At 54.2% G+C, this 20,843-nt stretch carries 15 protein-coding genes; 11 read left to right on the forward strand and 4 right to left on the reverse strand.

Going from position 1 to position 20,843, the window contains the following annotated elements; genetic code table 11:
- Positions 1-30 precede the first annotated feature (30 nt).
- Genes F0P93_RS12030 through F0P93_RS12040 form a run of 3 tightly spaced genes read left to right on the forward strand, consistent with a single transcriptional unit; the run spans position 31 to position 4,939 of the window.
- A complete protein-coding gene (locus F0P93_RS12030) occupies positions 31-3,258 on the forward strand; it encodes an efflux RND transporter permease subunit (protein ID WP_150876627.1) in 3,228 nt (1,075 codons plus the stop codon).
- The gene (locus F0P93_RS12035; protein ID WP_150876628.1) at positions 3,255-4,397 is read left to right on the forward strand and encodes an efflux RND transporter periplasmic adaptor subunit; all 1,143 of its coding nucleotides are present in this window, start codon (positions 3,255-3,257) and stop codon (positions 4,395-4,397) included. Before F0P93_RS12030 ends, F0P93_RS12035 begins: the two co-directional genes overlap by 4 nt.
- Complete coding sequence (locus F0P93_RS12040; protein ID WP_150876629.1) at positions 4,394-4,939, forward strand: hypothetical protein; 546 nt, start codon at positions 4,394-4,396, stop codon at positions 4,937-4,939. The genes F0P93_RS12035 and F0P93_RS12040 overlap by 4 nt, the downstream gene beginning before the upstream one ends.
- 72 nt (positions 4,940-5,011) lie before the next feature.
- Here the strand turns inward: F0P93_RS12040 and gloA2 are convergent, their stop codons facing one another.
- Positions 5,012-5,404, reverse strand: coding sequence for an SMU1112c/YaeR family gloxylase I-like metalloprotein (gene gloA2 / locus F0P93_RS12045; RefSeq protein WP_150876630.1), 393 nt, complete (start codon positions 5,402-5,404; stop codon positions 5,012-5,014).
- Positions 5,405-5,563: 159 nt separating this feature from the next.
- Here gloA2 and F0P93_RS12050 point away from each other — a divergent pair, with 159 nt between their 5' ends.
- The 5 genes from F0P93_RS12050 to F0P93_RS12065 all read left to right on the forward strand — a co-directional run bounded on the left by F0P93_RS12050 (position 5,564) and on the right by F0P93_RS12065 (position 12,713).
- Positions 5,564-9,001, forward strand: coding sequence for a ThuA domain-containing protein (locus F0P93_RS12050; RefSeq protein ID WP_225309461.1), 3,438 nt, complete (start codon positions 5,564-5,566; stop codon positions 8,999-9,001).
- Positions 9,002-9,228: 227 nt separating this feature from the next.
- Complete coding sequence (locus F0P93_RS12055; protein ID WP_225309462.1) at positions 9,229-9,840, forward strand: RNA polymerase sigma factor; 612 nt, start codon at positions 9,229-9,231, stop codon at positions 9,838-9,840.
- A gap of 312 nt (positions 9,841-10,152) precedes the next feature.
- Positions 10,153-10,830: a response regulator gene (locus F0P93_RS12060; RefSeq protein WP_150876632.1), complete on the forward strand. Its 678-nt coding sequence runs from the start codon at positions 10,153-10,155 to the stop codon at positions 10,828-10,830.
- 353 nt (positions 10,831-11,183) lie between these two features.
- Positions 11,184-11,330 (forward strand): hypothetical protein, encoded by a 147-nt coding sequence (locus F0P93_RS31485; protein ID WP_191908790.1) that lies wholly within the window; start codon positions 11,184-11,186, stop codon positions 11,328-11,330.
- Between the two features lie 6 nt (positions 11,331-11,336).
- A complete protein-coding gene (locus tag F0P93_RS12065; RefSeq protein ID WP_150876633.1) occupies positions 11,337-12,713 on the forward strand; it encodes a sensor histidine kinase in 1,377 nt (458 codons plus the stop codon).
- A gap of 38 nt (positions 12,714-12,751) precedes the next feature.
- Here F0P93_RS12065 and F0P93_RS12070 read toward each other — a convergent pair whose 3' ends face one another.
- Both F0P93_RS12070 and F0P93_RS12075 read right to left on the reverse strand, forming a co-directional pair.
- Positions 12,752-13,423 (reverse strand): NAD-dependent epimerase/dehydratase family protein, encoded by a 672-nt coding sequence (locus F0P93_RS12070; RefSeq protein WP_150876634.1) that lies wholly within the window; start codon positions 13,421-13,423, stop codon positions 12,752-12,754.
- Complete coding sequence (locus F0P93_RS12075; protein WP_150876635.1) at positions 13,420-14,004, reverse strand: TetR/AcrR family transcriptional regulator; 585 nt, start codon at positions 14,002-14,004, stop codon at positions 13,420-13,422. Before F0P93_RS12075 ends, F0P93_RS12070 begins: the two co-directional genes overlap by 4 nt.
- Before the next feature lie 225 nt (positions 14,005-14,229).
- On the opposite strand from F0P93_RS12075, the gene F0P93_RS12080 reads away from it, so the two are divergent.
- The gene (locus tag F0P93_RS12080; RefSeq protein ID WP_150876636.1) at positions 14,230-15,276 is read left to right on the forward strand and encodes an Atu2307/SP_0267 family LLM class monooxygenase; all 1,047 of its coding nucleotides are present in this window, start codon (positions 14,230-14,232) and stop codon (positions 15,274-15,276) included.
- A 63-nt stretch (positions 15,277-15,339) separates the two neighbouring features.
- Positions 15,340-15,933: a 2OG-Fe(II) oxygenase gene (locus tag F0P93_RS12085; protein ID WP_150876637.1), complete on the forward strand. Its 594-nt coding sequence runs from the start codon at positions 15,340-15,342 to the stop codon at positions 15,931-15,933.
- Positions 15,934-16,030: 97 nt separating this feature from the next.
- Here the strand turns inward: F0P93_RS12085 and F0P93_RS12090 are convergent, their stop codons facing one another.
- Positions 16,031-18,667, reverse strand: a complete 2,637-nt coding sequence (locus tag F0P93_RS12090; protein ID WP_150876638.1) for a DUF7133 domain-containing protein — start codon at positions 18,665-18,667, stop codon at positions 16,031-16,033.
- A gap of 184 nt (positions 18,668-18,851) precedes the next feature.
- On the opposite strand from F0P93_RS12090, the gene F0P93_RS12095 reads away from it, so the two are divergent.
- A complete protein-coding gene (locus F0P93_RS12095; protein WP_150876639.1) occupies positions 18,852-20,837 on the forward strand; it encodes a sialate O-acetylesterase in 1,986 nt (661 codons plus the stop codon).
- Positions 20,838-20,843 lie beyond the last annotated feature (6 nt).

Here is a 20,843-nt window from a genome sequence, read left to right on the forward strand (position 1 = left end):
TAAACCGAAAACCGAAAACCCAGAAATTTTATGTATCAACTCATTCGTTCCGCGTTGCGGAAACCCATTTCGGTGGTGGTATTGGTGCTCGGCCTCCTGTTTTTTTCGGTGATGTCGTTGTTTACCATTCCCGTCGATATTTTCCCGAATCTGGATTTGCCGACCATTTACGTGGTACAGCCCTATGGCGGGATGGCCCCCGACCAGATGGACGGTTTTATTGCCACCCGCTACCAGGATCACTTTCTCTACGTGTCCGGGATTCGCGACATCGACGTGAAGACCATTCAGGGTCTGTCGCTGATCAAATTGTCGTTCTACCCGGGCACGGACATGGCCCAGGCGGCTGCCGAGGTCGCCAACAACGTGTCGCGCGCCAAAGCCTACATGCCGGAGGGAACCGTGCCGCCCCAGGTCGTGCGGTTTGACGCCAGTTCGGTGCCAGTGGGGCAACTGGTTTTTGAAAGCCCGAGCCGCTCGCTCAACGAAATTCAGGATTATGCGTCGTCGCGGGTGCGACCGATGTTCTCGCGGATTCCGGGCGTTTCCAGCCCTCCGCCCTTCGGGGGAAACCAGCGGACGGTGATCGTGAAGGTGAATCCGGCCCTCGTGCGCAGTTATCAACTGACGCCGGAGGAAGTGATCAAATCCATTGTGACCAACAACCAGCCGTCTCCCGCCGGGAACATTCGCATTGGCGAAAAAACGCTGATGACGCCGGTTAACTCGCTGGTGAAGAAGCCCGAAGATTTTCTCAACATTCCGATTCGGGTGGGGTCGGGACCGACGGTTTTTGTGCGGGATATTGCCACGGTGGAAGATGGAGCCGACGTCACGGTGAGTTACGCGCTGGTCAACGGTCGTCGGGCGGTCTATATTCCGGTGGTGAAAAAATCGGATGCCTCGACGCTCGACGTCGTCAACAACATCCGCAAGGCACTGCCCGAATTGCGGGCCGCTGTACCGGAAGACGTCAAGATTTCCTACGAATTTGATCAATCGGTTTACGTCACCAACGCCCTGAAAAGTCTGGTGACGGAAGGGATTCTGGGGGCGGTTTTGACCGGTTTGATGGTATTACTCTTCCTGCGCGACTGGCGCAGTGTGATCATCGTGGTGGTCACCATCCCGATCTCGATTCTGTCGGCGGTCATCATGCTCAATCTGTGCGGGCAAACCATCAACATCATGACGCTGTCGGGGCTGGCGCTGGCCATCGGGATTCTGGTCGATCAGGCGACGGTGACGATTGAAAACATTCACCAGCACCTGGAAATGGGTCGGCCCAAAGCTGTGGCAATCTGGGATGCCTGTAAAGAAATCGTTTTCCCGGAATTCCTGATTCTGCTGGCCATTCTGGCGGTTTTTGCCCCGGCTTTTGTGATGAGCGGGGTTCCGCGCTCGATGTTCCTACCGCTATCACTGTCGGTCGGTTTTGCCATGATTGCGTCGTTTTTATTGTCGCAAACGTTCGTGCCGGTTCTGGCCAACTGGCTCCTGAAAAGCCATCCGGCGCACGAACCGGCCACGCTGGCCCTCGACGCCCAGGAGCGTCATGTTATGCTGGAAGAAGGTGCGCATCCGGTCAAAAATGCGACCGGTTTCGACAAATTCAAACAACGGTATTCGAACTGGCTCGAAAAAATCCTGAACCGCCGGGGCTTGGTGGTGGGCGGTTATCTGGCGGGTAGTCTGGCCATTATCGTCGTGTGTTTCATGGTGATCGGAACGGATATTCTGCCGCACGGCAACAGCCACCAGTTTCAGATGCGCCTGCGGATTCCCGACGGAACGCGGGTGGAACGCACCGAAACCGCTACGCTGAAAGTGCTGGATATTATTAAAGAATCGGTCGGAGCCGACAATGTCGAAATTTCGTCGGCCTACGTCGGTACGGTTCCGTCGAGTTATGGGACGTCCAACATTTTCGTGTTCAACAGCGGCCCGCACGAAGCGGTTTTACAGGTGTCGCTGAAAGAAGATCATCCCGTGAAGATGGATAACCTGAAGGAAGAACTTCGGGAGCGGATTGCCAAAGCGTTGCCGACGGCCAACATTTCCTTTGAACCGATCGAGCTGACCGAGAAAATCATGAGTCAGGGCGCATCGACACCCATTGAGGTGACCGTGGCCGCCAAAGACCTGAGCGAAGCCGGGCGGTTTGCCAACAAGATTCGGGCGGAAATGGCGAAGATCGACTTTTTGCGTGATGTGCAAATTGCGCAACCCCTCGCCTACCCAGTTTTGAACGTAACCCTGAACCGCGAACGGGCCGGTCAACTGGGGGTGACGTCCACGCAGGTCGCCCGGTCGATGGTCGCGGCCACCTCGTCCAGCCGTTTTACCGACAAAAACCTCTGGCTCGATGAATCGAAAGGGCTGGCCTACCAGGTGCAGGTACAGATTCCGGAATATAAAATGAGCAGCGCCAGCGACATCGGGAATATTCCGTTGAAGAGTGGCGAAATGCACCCATTATTATCAGACGTCGCGACGTTTTCGGAAGGAACCGCCCCCGGCGAATACGACCGCGCCGGCCCCAACCGGCTGGTGACGATCACGGCCAATTTGCAAAACAAAGATCTCGGTTCGGCCCAAAAAGCCGTTGAACTGGCAATCAAAAACGCGGGCGACCCGCCCCGGGGTGTGCTCGTTGAACTGGGTGGTCAGACCAGCCTGCTGACGGATACGCTGAGCAGTTTGCAAACCGGACTTCTCGTCGCGATTGTGATCATCTTCTTACTCCTGGCCGCTAACTATCAGTCCTTCAAGCTATCGCTGGTCATTCTGGCGGCTATTCCGGCCGTGGTGGCCGGGGCACTGCTGATGCTGCTGGCCTGCGGAGCCACGCTCAACCTGCAATCGTACATGGGCCTGATCATGTCCGTGGGCGTGTCGGTGGCGAACGCCATTCTGATGGTCACCAACGCGGAAAATTTACGGCTGGAAATGGGCGACACCCGCAAAGCCGTCGTGCTGGCGGCCAACAGCCGGATTCGCCCGATTCTGATGACCAGCATTGCCATGATTGCCGGGATGGTGCCGATGGCGTCCGGCATGGGCGAAGGCGGTGACCAGATTGCTCCGCTCGGTCAGGCCGTCATCGGCGGTTTGATTGCCTCCACGCTGGCGGCTCTGCTGATCCTGCCCTGTGTTTTCACCCAGTTTCAGACCAACGCTTCCGTCCAGTCTGTATCCCTCGATCCGGAAGATCCGGAAAGCAAATTTTACAATCAACCCCTGCATACCGTCGTATGAAACCGTTGTTAAAACTTGTTTGGCCCGTCGTCGCTGCTGCCGGAATGGCGGCCTGTACGTCGGCCGCCAGTGAAGAAAAGAAAACCGTTAAAGCACCTGACTTACAAAAGATTGCCGTAGCTGAAGTGCAAACGATGCGTCCCAGCCAGGCGGTCACCCTGCCGGGCGAACTGAAACCCTGGAACCGCGTCAGCCTGTACGCCAAAGTGAAAGGATTCATCCGCGATGTGCGGGTTGATCGCGGTTCGCCGGTTCGGAAAGGTCAGGTGCTGGCCGTGCTCGATGCGCCGGAGGTGTTGTCGGAACTGAGCACCGCACAGGCGCAACTCCAGGCGCAGGAAGCCGCGTTGCAGGAACAAACCGCCCGGTTCCGCGCCAGTCGGCTGACCTACAACCGCTTGCTGCAAACCAGCAAGGTCGAAGGAGCGGTTTCGCTGCACGAACTCGATCAGGCGCAGGCGAAGATGCTGGCCGACAGCGCGACGGTGGCCGTTGCCACCGGAAATATTCAGGTGGGCCGCTCCAATTACCAGACCAAGAAAGAACTGCGGCAATACCTGACCATCACCGCGCCGTTCGACGGCGTGATCACTGAACGGAATGTAAGTGCCGGAGCGCTGGTGGGTGCGGGTGACAGCAATGCCAAACCGTTGTTTGTGCTGGAAGACAGTCGGACGTTGCGGTTAACGGTGGCGATTCCCGAAACGTTTGCGAATCAGTTGGCCGCCAAAAGTGCGGTTACGTTTACCGTCAACGCCATTCCTGAACAGCAATTTAACGCCAAACTGGCCCGAAGCGCCCAGAGTCTGGTGGAAGCCAACCGGTCGATGCTGGCGGAATTTGACGTTGACAACAAGGCCAATCAACTGAAATCCGGGATGTATGCTGAAGTGAAGATGCCGATGGAACGAACAGCTCCTACGTTGTTTGTGCCGAAAACCGCCGTGGTCAGTTCCAGCGAAAAAACGTTCGTAATTCGCGTCAATAACCACAAAGCCGAGTGGGTCTCGGTCGAAAAAGGCAACACGCTCGACAGCCTGGTCGAAGTGTTCGGCGGTCTCAAAGCCGGCGAACCGGTGGTCCGGGTGGCGTCGGAAGAAATTCGCGATGGTCAGGCTTTAAACGCTTCTCAACAATGATGCGGCACTGGATTTTGCTGGGGGTGGTTTTGCTATTCGCTCAGGGTTGTGCGACCCACCGGACGCATTACCAACTGGTGTATCGAACCGACCGGGGCGGCTACCAGATTCAGGCACCGGATCTGCGGTCAGTGAAGGTCCACTGGCACCCGTACAACGTGCAGGTAACGACGGATTCGGGTCAGAAAAAAACCGTAGCGACGGAACAGCTTTGGGGGTATCAGCAGACGGACGGAACCTTGTACCGGCTGTATCTCGGAAACACCTACGAGGTGGTGCAGGAAAAGACGCTGACGCTCTACCGCCAGTCGGACTTTGGGGAAGGGGCCACGGAACATTATTTTTTCAGCGTCACGCCCGACGAACCGGTGCTGTCGCTAAACCGCCATAATCTGGAAGTGGCTTTTGCCAAATACCCGTGTATACAGGAATTGATCCAGCAAACGCCCGCCCGAAACTGGCTCAAAACCGATCACAAACGCTACCGGCTGATCGAAAGCTACGAACATTGCTATCACCCTGTCAGCGGTTATAGACCCTGACAGGGGTGTAAGTCATCAGAAAGCCTCAGTACCCTGTCAGGGTCTGCGACCGCTGACAGGGTACTGAGAGGGTCAATCTTCTTCATAAAACTCCAACGGTAAGCCATCCGGATCGCTGAAAAACGTAAACCGTCGCCCGGTATGCGCATCGATCCGGATGGGTTCTGCGTCAATACCAGCGGTTTCCAGTGCGGTTTTGGCGGTTGCTACGTCCGACACCGCAAAGGCCAGATGCCGCAATCCGAGGGCTTCGGGCCGGGAGGGCCGCGCGGGCGGATTCGGAAATGAGAACAGTTCGATGATGTACTGGCCGTTCAGTTCCAGATCCAGTTTGTACGAATCGCGTTCGGCGCGAAACACTTCCCGGATGATTTTCAACCCCAATATTTCCGTATAAAAATGCTTCGACCGCTCGTAATCCGAGCAAATGATGGCGATGTGGTGAACGCTGTTGAGTTGTAGCATGGCAATTTTTGATGCGCAGCAGGAATAATAACACTATTTTTTAGAACTATAAAGCAGATTTGTCGAACAACCTGCTTTATAGTTTGCAAACCCGGGAAACCAGCCACAGGGGTTTGCGCGAAAAACCAACCTCCTAAGCCCTGCGTTATGTCAGTATTCATGAGAATCAGTTCCTGTGTCCTCATCGGCCTTGTTTTTCTGCTGCATTCGAGCCTGACTGTCCGGGTCGCCGACCCGGTTCATGTGCTGGTATTTTCCAAAACCAAAGGCTGGAAGCACACTTCCATTCCGTTTGGGATTGCGGCCATTCAGAAACTGGGAAAGGAGCATAATTTTCTGGTGGATACCACAAAAAATGCCGCCGTGTTTACGGACGAAAACCTGAAAAAATACGCCACGGTGATCTTCAACAACACCACGGGCAACGTCCTGAACGGCGAACAGCAGGCGGCTTTTGAACGCTACATTCAGGCCGGTGGTGGCTACGTCGGCATCCACGCGGCCGCCGATACGGAATACGACTGGCCCTGGTACGGCAAGCTGATGGGCGCGCATTTTGCCAGTCATCCGCACAATTCCAACGTCCGCAAAGCGACCGTCGATGTTACCGACAAGAAACACGTCTCCACAACAACCTTACCGGATCATTGGGACCGCACCGACGAATGGTACAATTACCGCTCCTTTTATTCGGGCATCAAGGTGCTGGCGAACCTGGATGAAAACTCGTACGAAGGCGGCACCAACGGGGCCAATCATCCGATTAGCTGGTACCATGAATTTGATGGCGGACGGGCTTTCTACACCGGCAACGGCCACACCGACGAAAGTTACAGCGAACCGTTGTTTCTCAACCATTTACTAGGCGGCATCCAATACGCCATCGGTGATGCTAAACCGCTTGATTACAAAAAAGCCTACGCCAACGTAACGCCGGAGCAAAACCGCTTCGTCAAAACCATTCTGGTCAATGACCTGGCTTCGCCGATGGAACTGGCGGTTGCCCCCGACGGCCGCGTGTTTTTCTCCGAAATTCAGGGAAACTTGTCGGTTTACGACCCGAAAACGCGGAAAAACGCATTGGTTCATAAATTTCCGATCACCTACGTGGGCGGAACCGGACTCATCGGAGTGACGGTTGACCCAAATTTTGCCAAAAATGGACACATTTACGTCTATTATACCCCCGCCGGGCAAACCGAAGAACCGATCAATTTTCAGCTTTCCCGGTTTACAGTCAACGCCAACAATACGCTCGATCTGAAGTCGGAGAAGATTCTGCTGACGGTGCCGGTGGAGAAAAACAGCGGTTCGCACCACGGCGGCTCTCTGGCCTGGGACAAGGACGGCAACCTCTATCTATCGACCGGCGACAGTTCCAGCCCGTTTCCGTCCGACGGTTATTCGCCGATGGACGAACGGCCCGGCAAGGAATTCTACAGCCTGGACGCCCAGCGGTCGGCGGCCAACACGAACGATCTGAAGGGAAAGGTGTTGCGGATTCATCCCCAGCCCGACGGGACCTACACGATTCCGGATGGCAATTTGTTCCCGAAAGGAACGGCCAAAACCCGCCCGGAAATCTATACGATGGGCTGCCGGAATCCATACCGCATTGCCGTCAATCCGAAAACGTCGGTGCTGTACTGGGGCGAAATTGGCCCCGATGCGGGCAAGGAAGGTTCGCAGGGACCACGCGGCTACGACGAATTCAATCAGGCGAAAAAAGCCGGTTATTACGGCTGGCCGTATTTTGTCGGCAACAATTATCCGTATGTCAAGTGGGACTTTGCCACCAAAACCGCCGGGCCAAAATTCGATCCGGCGGCTCCCGTCAATAACTCGCCCAACAATACCGGGCTGAACCAACTGCCGCCCGCGACGCCCGCCATGATCTGGTATCCGTATGCCGCTTCGACCGAATTCCCGGAACTGGGCCTCGGCGGTCGCAGCGCGATGGCGGGTAAATTCTACACCTTCGACACGAAGTCAAAGTCTGCCAATAAATTCCCCGCGTATTACGACGGCAAGCTGTTTGTTTTCGACTGGATGCGCAACTGGGTGCTGGCGCTAACGTTCGATGAAAACGAAAACTACGTTCGCAGTGAGCCCTTTATGGCGTCCAACGGCGATTTCCGACGCCCGATCGACCTGGATTTCGGGCCGGATGGTGTGATGTACATGCTGGAATACGGTTCGGTTTACGGGGCTGATAACGAAGATGCGCGTCTGGTAAAGATCGAATACAATACCGGAAACCGCCCTCCGCTGGCCCAAGCGAGCGTGCAGGACACGGCGGTGGAAAACCACCTCGACCGCACGGTTTTTCTGACGTCCGAACGCCGGAATTTCCCGATTCTGCGCGAAGCCGCCGGGGCGGCTCCGTTGCGGGTGTCCTTCGTGAGCCGGGGTTCGCGCGACCTCGACGATGATGATGACGTGAAATACGAATGGCTATTCGATGGCAAAAAAGTGGGTGCTACCACGCCGAATGCGACCAACACCTACACCAAACCGGGTGTTTACAAAGCCATTCTGAAAGTCACCGACCGGGCGGGACTGGTGGGCAGCGATACGGTTATCGTTCAAGTTGGTAATTCCAAACCAGCGGTAACCATTGCCAGCACCGACAACCAGTCCTTTTTCTGGGAAGGCAAACCGTTTGCGTATACGGTGAAAGTGCAGGACCGGGAAGATGGAAAAATCGATCCGAAACGCGTTAAGGTGCTTTACGCCTATAACCCGCAGCCCAGCACGGCCGATCCGAATGCGCCGAAATCGCCGACGTCCGTGCTGGTGAGCAACCCGCCGGGCAAAATGCTGATGGATGCCAGTGATTGCAAAGCCTGTCACACGATCGATAAAGTATCGGTGGGGCCGTCGCTTCTGGCGGTGGCACAGAAGTATAAAACCCAAACCGGCGCGCTGGAACAACTCGCGACCAAGATTATCAACGGCGGTGGCGGCAACTGGGGAACCGTACACGTCATGAGCGCTCACCCGCAGATTTCGGTAACCGATGCGCAGGAAATGGTGCGTTATATTTTCTCGCTGACCGACAAGCCGAGGGCTCAGAAAACCGTACCGATGCAAGGCTCACTGACGCTGAACGACCATCAGAAAGAGGAGCTACGGGGACAATATACGCTGCTGGCTTCGTATACCGATAAAGGCGGGCAGGTCGTTGGCCCACTGACTGGAACCGACGCCGTTACGCTGCGGAATGCGAAGGTTCGGGCAGTGTATACCGATGCCCAGGTGGGTTTTCCCCGGTTTGGCGTCAACCTGTCGCAGGGCGGACACAAGGCCTATCTTCTCCTGAAAAACATTGACTTAACCCACATCAAACAGTTCACCTACGAGTATGCCTCGCTGGATCAGCCGGGCGAAATTCAGGTGCGGATCGACTCGCAGGCGGGTCCGGTGATCAGCACGACGGCCTACCAACCAACCGGGGCCTGGAACACCAACAAAGAAGTTACCGGTTCGATCAGTAAACCCGTATCGGGAAAACACGACGTCTACTTTTTTGCCATCAAGCGCACCAAACCCAACGATGCGATTCTGAAATTTGTCACCATTCAGTTTCAAGAATGAATTAACGGTTTTCAGTATACGGTTTACGGTATTCGGTGGCTGACGCATTCATAAGCGCGCGTTAGCCACCGAATACCGTAAACTGAAAACCGTAAACCATTCTGCGCAATTTTATTCTGAAAACCTGGCATTTAAACGGTTTTTACTTGTATAAATCGCAAATCGTCCATTTTTTATTTATGTATTAACGATTAATGCTGTTATTTTACCTTTGAATTGCACAAGGTATGTTGGACCACCGACAGCGCATAATCGAGGAAAACGACTATTTACTGGAACTCTGGCAGCGTTCGAAGGCCGGAGACAAGGCGGCTTTTTGCCAATTGGCCGAGTCGCAGTACCGGGCCCTGTTCAGTTATGCGGCCAATTTTACGGAGGATCGAGAGTTTATTAAGGATTCGATTCAGGAAATCTTTATTACGATCTGGGAAAAACGCCAGTCGCTCACGATTCAGTATGTAGCGATCTATCTGTTCAAATCGCTCCGCAATCAGCTTTTGCAGGAATTCCGGCGGAATAAAAACGCGGTTTCGACTCCATCCTTTCAGGAAATCAGCCAACTCTCTGACTGGGAGACGATTGAAACCGTCATCGAAAAAAACGAAGCCGATTCGGAAAACCAGCGCAAAGTTCGTCAGGCCATTGAATCCCTCCCGAAACGGCAACAGGAAGTGGTTTTTCTGAAGTTTTACAAAGGACTGGAAAATGAGCAGATCGCGGAACTGATGGAAATCAATCGCCAGTCCGTCGCCAATTTGCTCTACAAGGCGCTGACGTCGCTCAAAAGTCAGATTTCTTTTTTTAAGTATTGGCTGCTCGTAATGTGTCTACTCCAGTAAAGCGGGCAAAAAAATAGCCACTGAACTCCTTTCCAGTGGCTATCCGGGAATTATAGACAAACCTAAAAACGCTTTGAACGATAAAAACCGGTGTTCAGGTCGAACAGGATCGCGTTTGTATCGCTATTTTTTTGACCTCTGCCGTAAAATAACCGGATCGTTCTTAGAGCGAGGTTAAGAACTGCTTAGAATCTGCTTAGTAAGCCGGGGACGGATGCCGGTTTCCCCGCTAACGCGGTCAATGAAATAAAAGGGGTACGATAACAATCCGATTCAGCGATGGTTAGGTAGTCAGAACCTGGCCTTTTGGATATGAAAATTTTAGTGGTTGAGGATGAGCCCAAAACCCTGAATGCCATTCGGCAGGGTCTGGAAGAAACACAATTTGAAGTAGACATTGCCTACGACGGCCTGATTGCCAAGCGACTGGCTTTGAAAAATTCGTATGCCGTCATCATCACCGACGTCATCATTCCGGGCCTGAACGGTTTCGAACTGATTCGCCAGTTGCGGGCACAGGGTGTCACGACCCCCATTCTGCTGCTGACGGCCCTGGGCGAAAGCAGTGACAAAGTGATGGGGTTCGATGCAGGAACGGATCAGTATCTGACCAAACCGTTTCAGTTTGCCGAGCTGCTCGCGCGAGTACGGTCCCTGACCAAACGGAGTACGCAGGTCGCCATGACGGCCCAGATGCTCCGGTTTGCGGGGATCGAAATGAACCTGGATGCCAAAACCGTTCGTCGCGATGGCCAGGTGATCGACCTCACCGCCCGGGAGTTTGCCTTACTGGAATACCTGCTGCGCAACCAGGGGCGGGTGATGTCGAAAATCGATATTGCCGAGCGGGTCTGGGACCTGAATTTTGATGCGGGAACGAACGTCGTGGAAGTATACATCAATTATTTACGCAAGAAAATCGACAAAGATTTTCCTAAAAAACTCATTCACACCCAGTTCGGTATGGGTTATGTGTTAAAGGAAGAATAGGTTCGCGGGGGGCGAACCGTTTTCTAACAAGCTGTTTGAGTTAACCGGGGAGAGCCCTAGAAGGGCGGTCTGTCAATAGCATCCATCCGCTCGTGGTAGCTCCGGAGGAGCGGCCTGAAGATGTTTTTTGACCGCTCCTCCGGAGCTACCACGAGCGGATGGATGCTATTGACTATTGACAGGACAGGCCTCCAGCCTTCATTCAAACAACTTCTAAGGAAATTCTAAGCAGTTATTTAGTCCTGCTTAAGATCTTCGCTCCAGTTTTGTCGTTAAGAAGTGTTTTCCCAGCACGTGATATGACTTCTAACTTGCGATACAGCCACACTTACGGAACGGATTCGAGCCCTTTGATGGGACACCGAGACCGTTCACCTTCTTCCGGGTCGAACGACCGCGAACCGCACCAGCCCGATTGGCTGATGATCCTGATGGTGAGCCTGTTTGTGTTGACGCTGCTGATTGCGTGGTTGGTCGACATTCCGGCCTTACTGCGGTAATGTTTTATGACCATCCGAACCCGCCTGACACTCCGTTTTACGGGCCTGGTTTCGGCCATTCTGGCCCTCGCTTTTGCCTGCCTCTACGCGTTTTGCTGGTATTTTATCTCGTCCGATTTCTACCGGCGGCTCGACCGAAAAGCCGACACCATTGGCGAATTGCTCATTCGGCAGCAAATGGGGCCTCAACTCCTGATTCAGTTTACCCGACTGCGCAAAGACCAGCTTCCGGCGCAGAAAATAGCGGTGTACGACGGGCAGAACAGTCCGGTTTTTATCACCAATGAACAGATTCCTCTCGCCGTCTCCACCAAAGTGCTGGATGCGATCCGGACGCAAAAAAACAAGAAATTCCGGCAGGGAGCGGCTTACGTAACCGGCGTACGCTACGCAACCACCTCGGGTCAGTATGTGGTGCTGGCCAGCGCCGAAAACCGCTATGGCGACCAGTTTCTGCGTCAGATGCTGGTCGTTTTGATCGGATTATTTGGCGGCATTGTCGGTATTGTTGCTTTTTCGGGCTGGCTCTACGCGGGCGACGCGCTCCGGCCCATGAAGCGCATGGAACAGCAACTGAACCACATTTTTCCGAATACCTTGCAGGAACGCTTGCCGGTCAGCACGGACAATGACGAAATCAGCCGCCTGTCGACCACCATCAACCGCCTGCTCGATCGGATTGACGAATCGTTCCGGCTGCAACGGATGTTTGTGGCCAATGTCTCGCACGAACTGAAAAATCCGCTGACCCAGATCAGCTCCCAACTGGAAGTGGCGTTGCTCAACCGCCGGGAATCGGCGGTGTATGAAGAAACCATCCGGTCGGTGCTGGATGATGTGGGCGAGCTGTCGACACTGACGCGGGAATTGTTGCAGCTTTCGCAGGTCAACCAGGCGTCGGCGGTCGGCTTGCTGACGGATTCGGTGCGCCTGGACGAAGTGGTCTGGGACATTCGGGAGGAAGTCAGCAGCCTCCACGACCGCTACGATGTGACGGTTCGTTTTGACGAATTACCGGACGATTTCAACCAGTTGGCCGTACCGGGCAATACCGCGCTGCTGCGAACTGCCCTGAAAAATCTGACCGAAAATGCCTGCAAGTTTTCCAGCGATGGCAAAGCCGTGATCCACGTCCGGTTTACCGAAACCGCCGTTATCATCAGCGTGCAGAACAACGGCACACCCATTCCTGCCGATGATTTGCCGTATATTTTCGAACCTTTCTACCGGAGCCGACAAACCGCCGAAGTCAGGGGCAACGGCGTCGGGCTGTCGCTGGTGGAACGCATCGTCCGGCTCCATCAGGGCCGGGTGTCCGTCACCTCCGGCGAAGGCCAGCCAACGGTTTTTCAACTGGAACTGGTCCGTCAGTTTACTTCCTGAAAACGAACGGATTACTGTTCAGATCCGCTTGCCAGTCTCTACCGTTTTGCCAGTTCAATAATATCGTTCCCCTCCAGAATCTGCTTTTCGTAGCCTTTGTTGACCGTATGGATCATGGCCAGTCCCAACTCCCGTAAGGTGCAAAAACCGCCGGGATACAACGCCCGGCCGATGGGAAACAGCCAGCGGATATACCGGTACATTTTCAGTGTGTTTTTCAGTCCTTTGGTCGGTTTGATAAAACCCGGCCGGAAGTTAAACACCTGTTTAAAAGGCAGTTTCAGCAAATCATTCTCGGTTTTCCCTTTGACCCGCGCCCACATCGAACGGCCTTTCTCCGTGCTGTCCGTACCCGCTCCCGAAATGTAACAAAACGTCAGGTCCGGGTTCAGCTTGCTTAAAACCGTCGCCACGTTCAGCGTGAGCGTGTGGGTTACTTTGTAATAATCCGGCTCGCTCATGCCGACTGACGAAACGCCCAGACAGAAAAAACACGCGTTATACCCAGCCAGGCGGTTTTCAATCGCCGAGAGGTCATAAAAATCCGCATGAATGATTTCTGTCAATTTGGGATGGGACATTCCGGACGGTTTTCGGTTGATCATCAACACCGCTTCCACCTCCGGATGCAGCAGGCATTCGTGCAAAACACCTTCACCTACCATACCGGTCGTTCCGGTGATAATGGCTCTGATTCCGTTCGTTTTCATGGTTTTTCGGGGTTTGCAATCATTGTCCAGGTGAGTTCAAAAACGTCGTTGATCCGTTGCGGCTGGTTTTCAGCGGGCACGGTTTGGGCAGTCAGGTACTGAAAGAGTCCATTGATCTGGTTTATCGAAAGCATCATGAGCAAGTCTGGCGGCAACGGTTTCAACACCTTCGCGTCATGGGCCTCCTGAAACAGGTTTCGGTGCTTTTCAGATTGCTTCCGAATCTCCTCGTCCGGAACCAGGCCCAGATGCGGTGAGAAATGAAACTGCTGGATGAAGTAAAAAGCGTCCCGGTTTTCCAGCGCCCATGCCAGGGAATACCGAAACAGGTTCCTGAATTTTTCTTTCACGTCGCCGGTTTCGTTGGCTTTTTCCGCCAAATACTGATTCAGTTCTTCCTTGATAGCCGTATACAAAGCCACCACCAGCTCGTCTTTCGTTTTGAAATAATGAAAAAGGGTTCCGTTCGAAACCCCGGCTTCGCTGGCAATTCGGCTCGTGGGCGTGCCGTGAAAACCGTAAGCGACGAAGAGTTTCAACGCGGTTGCCAGTATTTTTTCGGGTTTATCCAGTTTGCTCATTTCCTTGATTGACTAATCGCTCTATAAATATATGCAAAATAAGCAGGTCACGGCGGAATTCCACAAAAATGGGATAAATGGAAAACTGTAACGCCGTGAATGCCTTAAATGAACTATTGGCGGTTTTTAAAAGTACTACTAACAATATGGATCGGCTTTCTGAATCCGGCCAACCGGTTGAGAGTCGTCTTCCTTTTTCGACCAATACTTTTTAACTGAATAATCATGGAATTAGGTATTAGCAGTTTTGGCGAAGTTCTGCCCGATGGCGTGGCTGGAAAAGCCGTCAACGCCCACCAGCGGATGCAGCAATTGCTGGAAGAAATTAAACTGGCCGACGAAGTGGGGCTGGACGTCTTTGCCCTCGGCGAACACCACCGGCCGGATTTTATGGTGTCGGCCCCGGAGGTCATTCTGGCAGCCGCAGCCTCCCTCACGAAAACGATCCGGCTGTCGAGTTCCGTGACGGTTTTGAGTTCAGCCGATCCGGTTCGGGTGTTCCAGAATTTCGCGTCGCTGGATCTCATTTCCAACGGCCGGGCCGAGATCATGGCCGGGCGCGGTTCGTTCATCGAATCTTTCCCGCTGTTTGGCTACGACCTGAAGGATTACGACGAGCTGTTTACCGAAAAACTGGACCTGCTGGTGGCGATTAATAAAAGCGAAATCGTCAACTGGCAGGGCAAACACCGGGCCGCCATCCGCAACCTGGGCGTTTATCCGCGTCCGTATCAGGAGTCTCTCCCAATCTGGCTGGCCGTTGGTGGCACGCCCGCATCCGCCGTTCGGGCGGGCACGATGAACCTGCCCATGACGCTGGCGATGCTGGGCGGCTCCCCCGACCGGTTTGTGCCGTTTGTGAACCTGTTCCGGCAATCGGCGAAGAAAGACGGTCATGACGTTGCAAAATTGCCGCTGGCGATCAACTCGCATTTCTACCTGGCCGACAATTCACAACAGGCGTCGGACGAACTCTTTCCGTCCTACGAACAGATGATGAACCGCATCGGCCGCGAACGGGGCTGGTCGCCCATTGGCCGCGAGCATTTTGAGTACATGCGCCAGTCCGGGCCGCTGCTGGTGGGCAGTCCGCAGCAAGCCATCGACAAGATTCTGCACTTTCACGAATTGTTCCAGAACACCCGGTATCTGGCCCAACTCATTGGTAGCCATCAGCTTCCGCACAGCAAAGTGCTTCGCGCGATCGAATTGTTCGGAACCAAAGTGGCGCCAGCCGTTCGGAAAGCCTTACGAACTCCCGAGCCGGTTTAAACCGTAATTGCCGGGAATTAGACGTACCTTCACCGGAATACGGGCGCAGTGCTCCCATCCGGATTGCAAACGATCTTTGATTCCCTCATCACAAGTTTTATTGACCATAACGTCGGCATCGCCGACCATTTTTTAAGTGATGCGCTGGCGGCTCATCTGAAAGAAAATCTGACCACGCTGTACGCCGAAAACCGGCTTCGGTCGGCAGGTACCGGCAGCGACGGCCAGGTTGTGCAGAATAAACGGGTTCGCAGCGACCTGATTTACTGGCTGGATCGCCAGCACAATGACCGCTACGAAAATGATTTTTTTGACCTGATGGACCGGTTTGTCCGTCATTTAAACCAGACCTGTTACACGGGCATCACCGGCTACGAATTTCACTATACGCTGTATGAAACGGGCAGTTTTTACCAGAAACACCTCGATCAGTTTCGCAACAACGACAGCCGGAAGTATTCGATGATCCTGTATTTAAACGCCGACTGGCAGGCCGATGACGGTGGCGAATTATGCATTCACCGGGGCGATACCGTACAACACATCACCCCGGTAAACGGAAAAATCGTCTTTTTCAAAAGCAACGAACTGGAGCACGAAGTCCTCCGGACCAATAAACCCCGGATGAGTATAACCGGCTGGTTGAAAGTGAATTAGTATACGGTTTTCAGTATTCGGTTTACGGTGGGCTGACGCATTTAGGACAACGCGCCAGCCCACCGTAAACCGAATACTGAAACCGTAAACCGAAATTTTACTTCTTCTGCTGCGACAGAAATGTGATCAGCGACGCAAATTCTTCGTACGACAGGGCGTTGGCCAGGCCCGACGGCATCATTGAGGTCTCCTGTTCTTTCCGCGTCAGAATGTCGCTGGTTTTGATGGTGAACACTTCGCCCGTAATGTTACGCATCACCACTTTGCTGGCCGATTCTTCGGAAACAAAACCCATGTAGCTCTTATTGCCTTTGGCCGTGATCAACACCGTGGCGAAACCCTGCGAGATAGATGCATTCGGTTTCAGAATGGATTCGGCAATCTGTTCACGGTTCATGATCGAGCCAATCTGGCCCATGAACGGCCCTTTCATCGTCTCGCTTTTGCTGAGGCTGTGGCAGGCAATGCAGCCCTGTTGGGTAAACAGCGTTTTTCCGAGGGCCGCATCTCCCTTGATTTTCGCCATCGCCAGCATCACGTCTTCAATCGACGCTTTGCCAACCTGCCCTTTCTGGTTTCTGATTTTTTCCAGATCCACTTTGGTTTCTTCGTTAGCTGCCACGACTTCTTCCCCGCCAAACTCAGTGATTTCCATCCGGTGCCGTCCGTTCAAATCGGCAAAAAATTGCTTGCCCGACGCATCCGCTTTCGTCCATTCCTGCATCAGCAAGTCTTTGATGGCCGGTGACGACTCCCAGGTAACGCCCTTGTAATAAGGCCCGTGCGTATCGGGCCGGGTACTCCACCACCACGAACCGTCGTAATCGGCTTCTTTTTTGTAAAGCCGGGATAAAGTCGTCAGAATCTGCTTTTTCAGGGTTTCATCCTTCGCATTTTTGTAAGCAGTAATCAAACCGGTGGCTGCTTTCGGATCGTGCATATACCGCAGCGCCCAGAGGGCAATCGTGGAATTTTCGGTGCCGATGGCGTTCACACACGCATCGACGGCGTTCAGGCTCACCAACGCCCGAACCGCCAGGTGCGGAGGGACGATGGCGGCATTAGGCGTCGCGTGCGGGCCTTCCGTGCCTTTCGCCGGGGCGACGAAGGAAGCCGGCACTTTCACCTGCAACAAGGCCGGAGCGGCTTCGATTCGTCCCAAACGCCCCAAACCGACAATGGCCGCCAGCCGCACCCGCTCCGATGGATCTTTCAATCCCTGAAGAAACGGTTCGATGGGCACGGTTTGGAGGTTCGGTTTCCGGTCGGCCAGGGCTTTCAACGCGAACTCCCGAACGTCGTTTTCCGAGGTCAGTTTCACCAGATTGGCAATCCCATTGGCTCCGGCCGCCTGCGCATACGTAAAAATACCGGCAACCCGGACGTAGAGCGGCAGACTTTTGTCGGCGGCCAGTTTCCAGGAAGCGTCAGCCGCGTCTTTCGGGCGGGTCAGCAACTCCTGCTGGGCGGCCAGACGCGCCACGGCACTCCCGGATTTCAGCAGGGCCACCAGCTCTTTCACCGACGCTTTCTTGACATCCGCAAAGGCTTTGTACGACCAGGTTTTGGGCACAACCCGCACCACATAGCCTTTGGACGGATTGCCGGAATAGCCCGCACCGTCCCAGGCCGACAGATACATCCGGCCCGACGCGTCTACGTCCACATCGGTAATTTGCGGTAATTTGATAAACTCTTCTTCTTTTTGCGTAAAACTCGGGCCGTCCGGCGTCACGCGGTGAATGTAAAGCTGGCTTCTTCCCCAGTCGGCCATCATCGGCACGTGGTTGTATTTTTCCGGCCAGGTCGGATCGTCCATGAACAGCGAGCCCGTCCCGGAACCCCCGCCCACATCAACCAGCGCGGGAATGATTTCATCCGTAAAGCCTTTAAAAAGAACCGGATAGCCATATTCACCGGATTGAATCTGGTGGCTAAACCGGATGTTCCAGCCGCCACCGTCGTTGGTGTTATCGCGCGTGAAAATATTCATATACGGGTCGATGGCCACGTCGTAGATGTTTCGCATCCCGTGCGAATACACTTCCATTTCGGTTCCATCGGGTCGCACCCGCACAATGCCCCCGCCGAGTTGGGTCAACTTCTTTCCGCTCCGGTCCACGGCACCGTGGAAGCCAAAGTCGCCGACGGCAATGTAAATCCAGCCGTCGATTCCCATCCGGATGCCGTTGGTCGAGTGGTCGGTGCCCCGGCTTTGCAGAAATTTGGGCGAGCTGATGTTTTGAATCAGCGGTTTTGACGGGCCGTCGGCCACACCGTCGTGGTTTTTATCTTCGAAAACCACCAGATCCATGCCGCTGGCGATCCCGGTTTCCGCCGAAAACGTCGTGTGCAGGACGAACAGTTGATCCCCCTGGGCAATAATGCCACGCGGGTTGTCGGCCATCGCAAATTTGGTGTGCCGGTCGACTTTGCCATCGTTGTTGCTATCGACCAGTTTGATGATGTAGCCCTTGCCCGGCGTTTTGCCCAGCGACCCAATCATGTCCACCCCGACGTAGACTTCGCCGGTCGGGGCCACGGCAAGGCAGGACGGGCTGGGTGTCAGGTCGGGACCGGCAAAATTCGTCATCACCAGTTCATCCGGGTCGATAGAAGCAACCGCCCGATTCGTAGACTTTTGGCCTGTTTTGGTTTCAGAATCGCCTAGTTTTCCAAACAACCCAATCAGGATCAGGACACTATAAACCAGACTTAAGGAAATTTTTAACATGATTTTCTTTTTAGAACGTTTCTCGGAGGTGCCGCAAATTCAAATACGAAGTACGTCTACTTTACGGATAAATAAAAGGGGTTAAATTCGCTATTTCCTGCCCCTGATTTCCCGTATTTTACGGTCGCTAAGACCATTGAACCATGAACTAATGGTCGGGGAATCTTCCCAACGAATTTAAGCCATGTTGAAAACGCCGGTCATACCCTCATCTTTTTACGCACGCATCCGGTTGCCAATCCGTTTCGGATGGATTTTCGTATTCATTTGTCAGACGGTTTCCGGTCAGATTCGGCTTCCCCTCCTGATCAGCGACGGCATGGTTTTACAGCGGGACAGCCCGATTCAGGTGTGGGGTTGGGCCCAACCCGGTGAGTTGGTCGAAGTGACGTTGAATGGGCAAACCGGTCGGGCTACGACCGAACCGACGGGCAAATGGACGATGAAACTGCCGGCGATGAAAGCTGGTGGCCCTTATTCCATGCAAATCAAGGGCAACAACCAAATCACCCTGACGGATATTCTGATCGGCGACGTCTGGCTCTGTTCGGGACAATCGAACATGGCAATCCCCATGGAGCGGGTGAAAGAGCGGTATCCTGACGTGATTGCTCAGGCCGACAATCCGGCGATCCGGCATTTTTTTCTGCCCACCCGGTATAATTTCCAAACACCGATGGAAGACGTACCGCCGGGTCGTTGGGAAACCGCCACCCCTCAGAATGTGCTGCGGTTTACGGCCATTGGCTATTTTTTTGCCAAGGCCCTTTTTGAGAAATACCACGTTCCCATTGGCCTGATCAACGCCAGTGTTGGCGGCTCCCCCGCTGAAGCCTGGCTGAGTGCCGACGCCCTGAAACGGTTTCCGGAACACCTGGCCACCGTCGAAAAACTAAAAGACAGCGCGTATGTCGCGGGGATTCAGCAAAGCGAGAAAACAGCGATCAGCGCGTGGAACCGGCGGTTGCGCCAGCAGGACAAAGGTTGGCAGGGCAAAAAAAACTGGACGGATCCTGCCTACGACGCGTCGGCCTGGCCCGTTATGCAACTGCCCGGCTTCTGGGAAGATGCGGGTGTTCCCAAAGGCAACGGCGTGGTGTGGTTCCGGAAAGAAATCGACGTGCCCGTTGAAATGACCAACAAACCCGCCAAGCTGTTTCTGGGCCGGATTGTCGACAGCGATTCCGTGTTCATCAATGGCACCTTTGTCGGCACGATAGGCTACCAGTATCCACCCCGACGCTATACCCTCCCCGCCAATTTGCTGAAACCGGGAAAAAATACGCTGGTGGTTCGGGTGATCAATACCGCCGGAAAAGGCGGTTTTATTCCCGATAAGCCGTATCAGCTCATCGCGGGCGGACAAACCATCAACCTCAAAGGCCCCTGGCAGTATCAGGTTGGGGCCACTGCGGAAGCCCAGCCGGGCACTACGTTTTTTCAGTATAAACCGGAGGGTCTATTCAACGGCATGATTGCGCCACTGGTGAAGTGTGCCCTGAAAGGCGTCATCTGGTATCAGGGCGAAGCCAACACGAACAACGCCGACGAATACCGGCAGACCTTTCCGGCTGTAATCGCCGACTGGCGGCAGAACTGGAAGCAGGCCGGGTCTATGTCCACAAATTTCCCTTTTTTGTTCGTGCAATTGGCTAACTATCTGCCGGTTACCAGCCAGCCCACAGAGAGCCAGTGGGCGGAATTGCGGGAAGCCCAGCGAAAAACGTTGTCCGTTCCGAATACCGCCATGGTCGTTGCGACCGACGTGGGCGAATGGAACGATATTCATCCATTGAACAAAGAAACCGTGGGCCAGCGCCTGGCCCTGGCCGCTGAACACCTGGCGTATGGTGACAAAACCGTAGTGCATTCCGGTCCGATGTACCAGTCGATGAAACGGGAAGGAAACCAGATCGTTCTCACCTTTTCCAACACAGGTTCCGGGCTGGTAGCCAAAGACGGAAAACCCCTGACGCATTTCGCGATTGCAGGAAGTGACAACAAATTTGTCTGGGCGCGGGCAACCATCAAAGGCAATACCGTCCGGGTCTGGAGTGATCAGGTGCCCAATCCAACGACGGTTCGTTACGCCTGGGCCGACAATCCGGAAGGAGCCAATTTAGCCAATCAAGAAGGCTTGCCCGCATCGCCGTTCACGACCAGTCCCTAGTTTTTA

This window comes from Larkinella humicola, from assembly GCF_008727875.1.
Taxonomy (GTDB): Bacteria; Bacteroidota; Bacteroidia; order Cytophagales; family Spirosomataceae; genus Larkinella; species Larkinella humicola.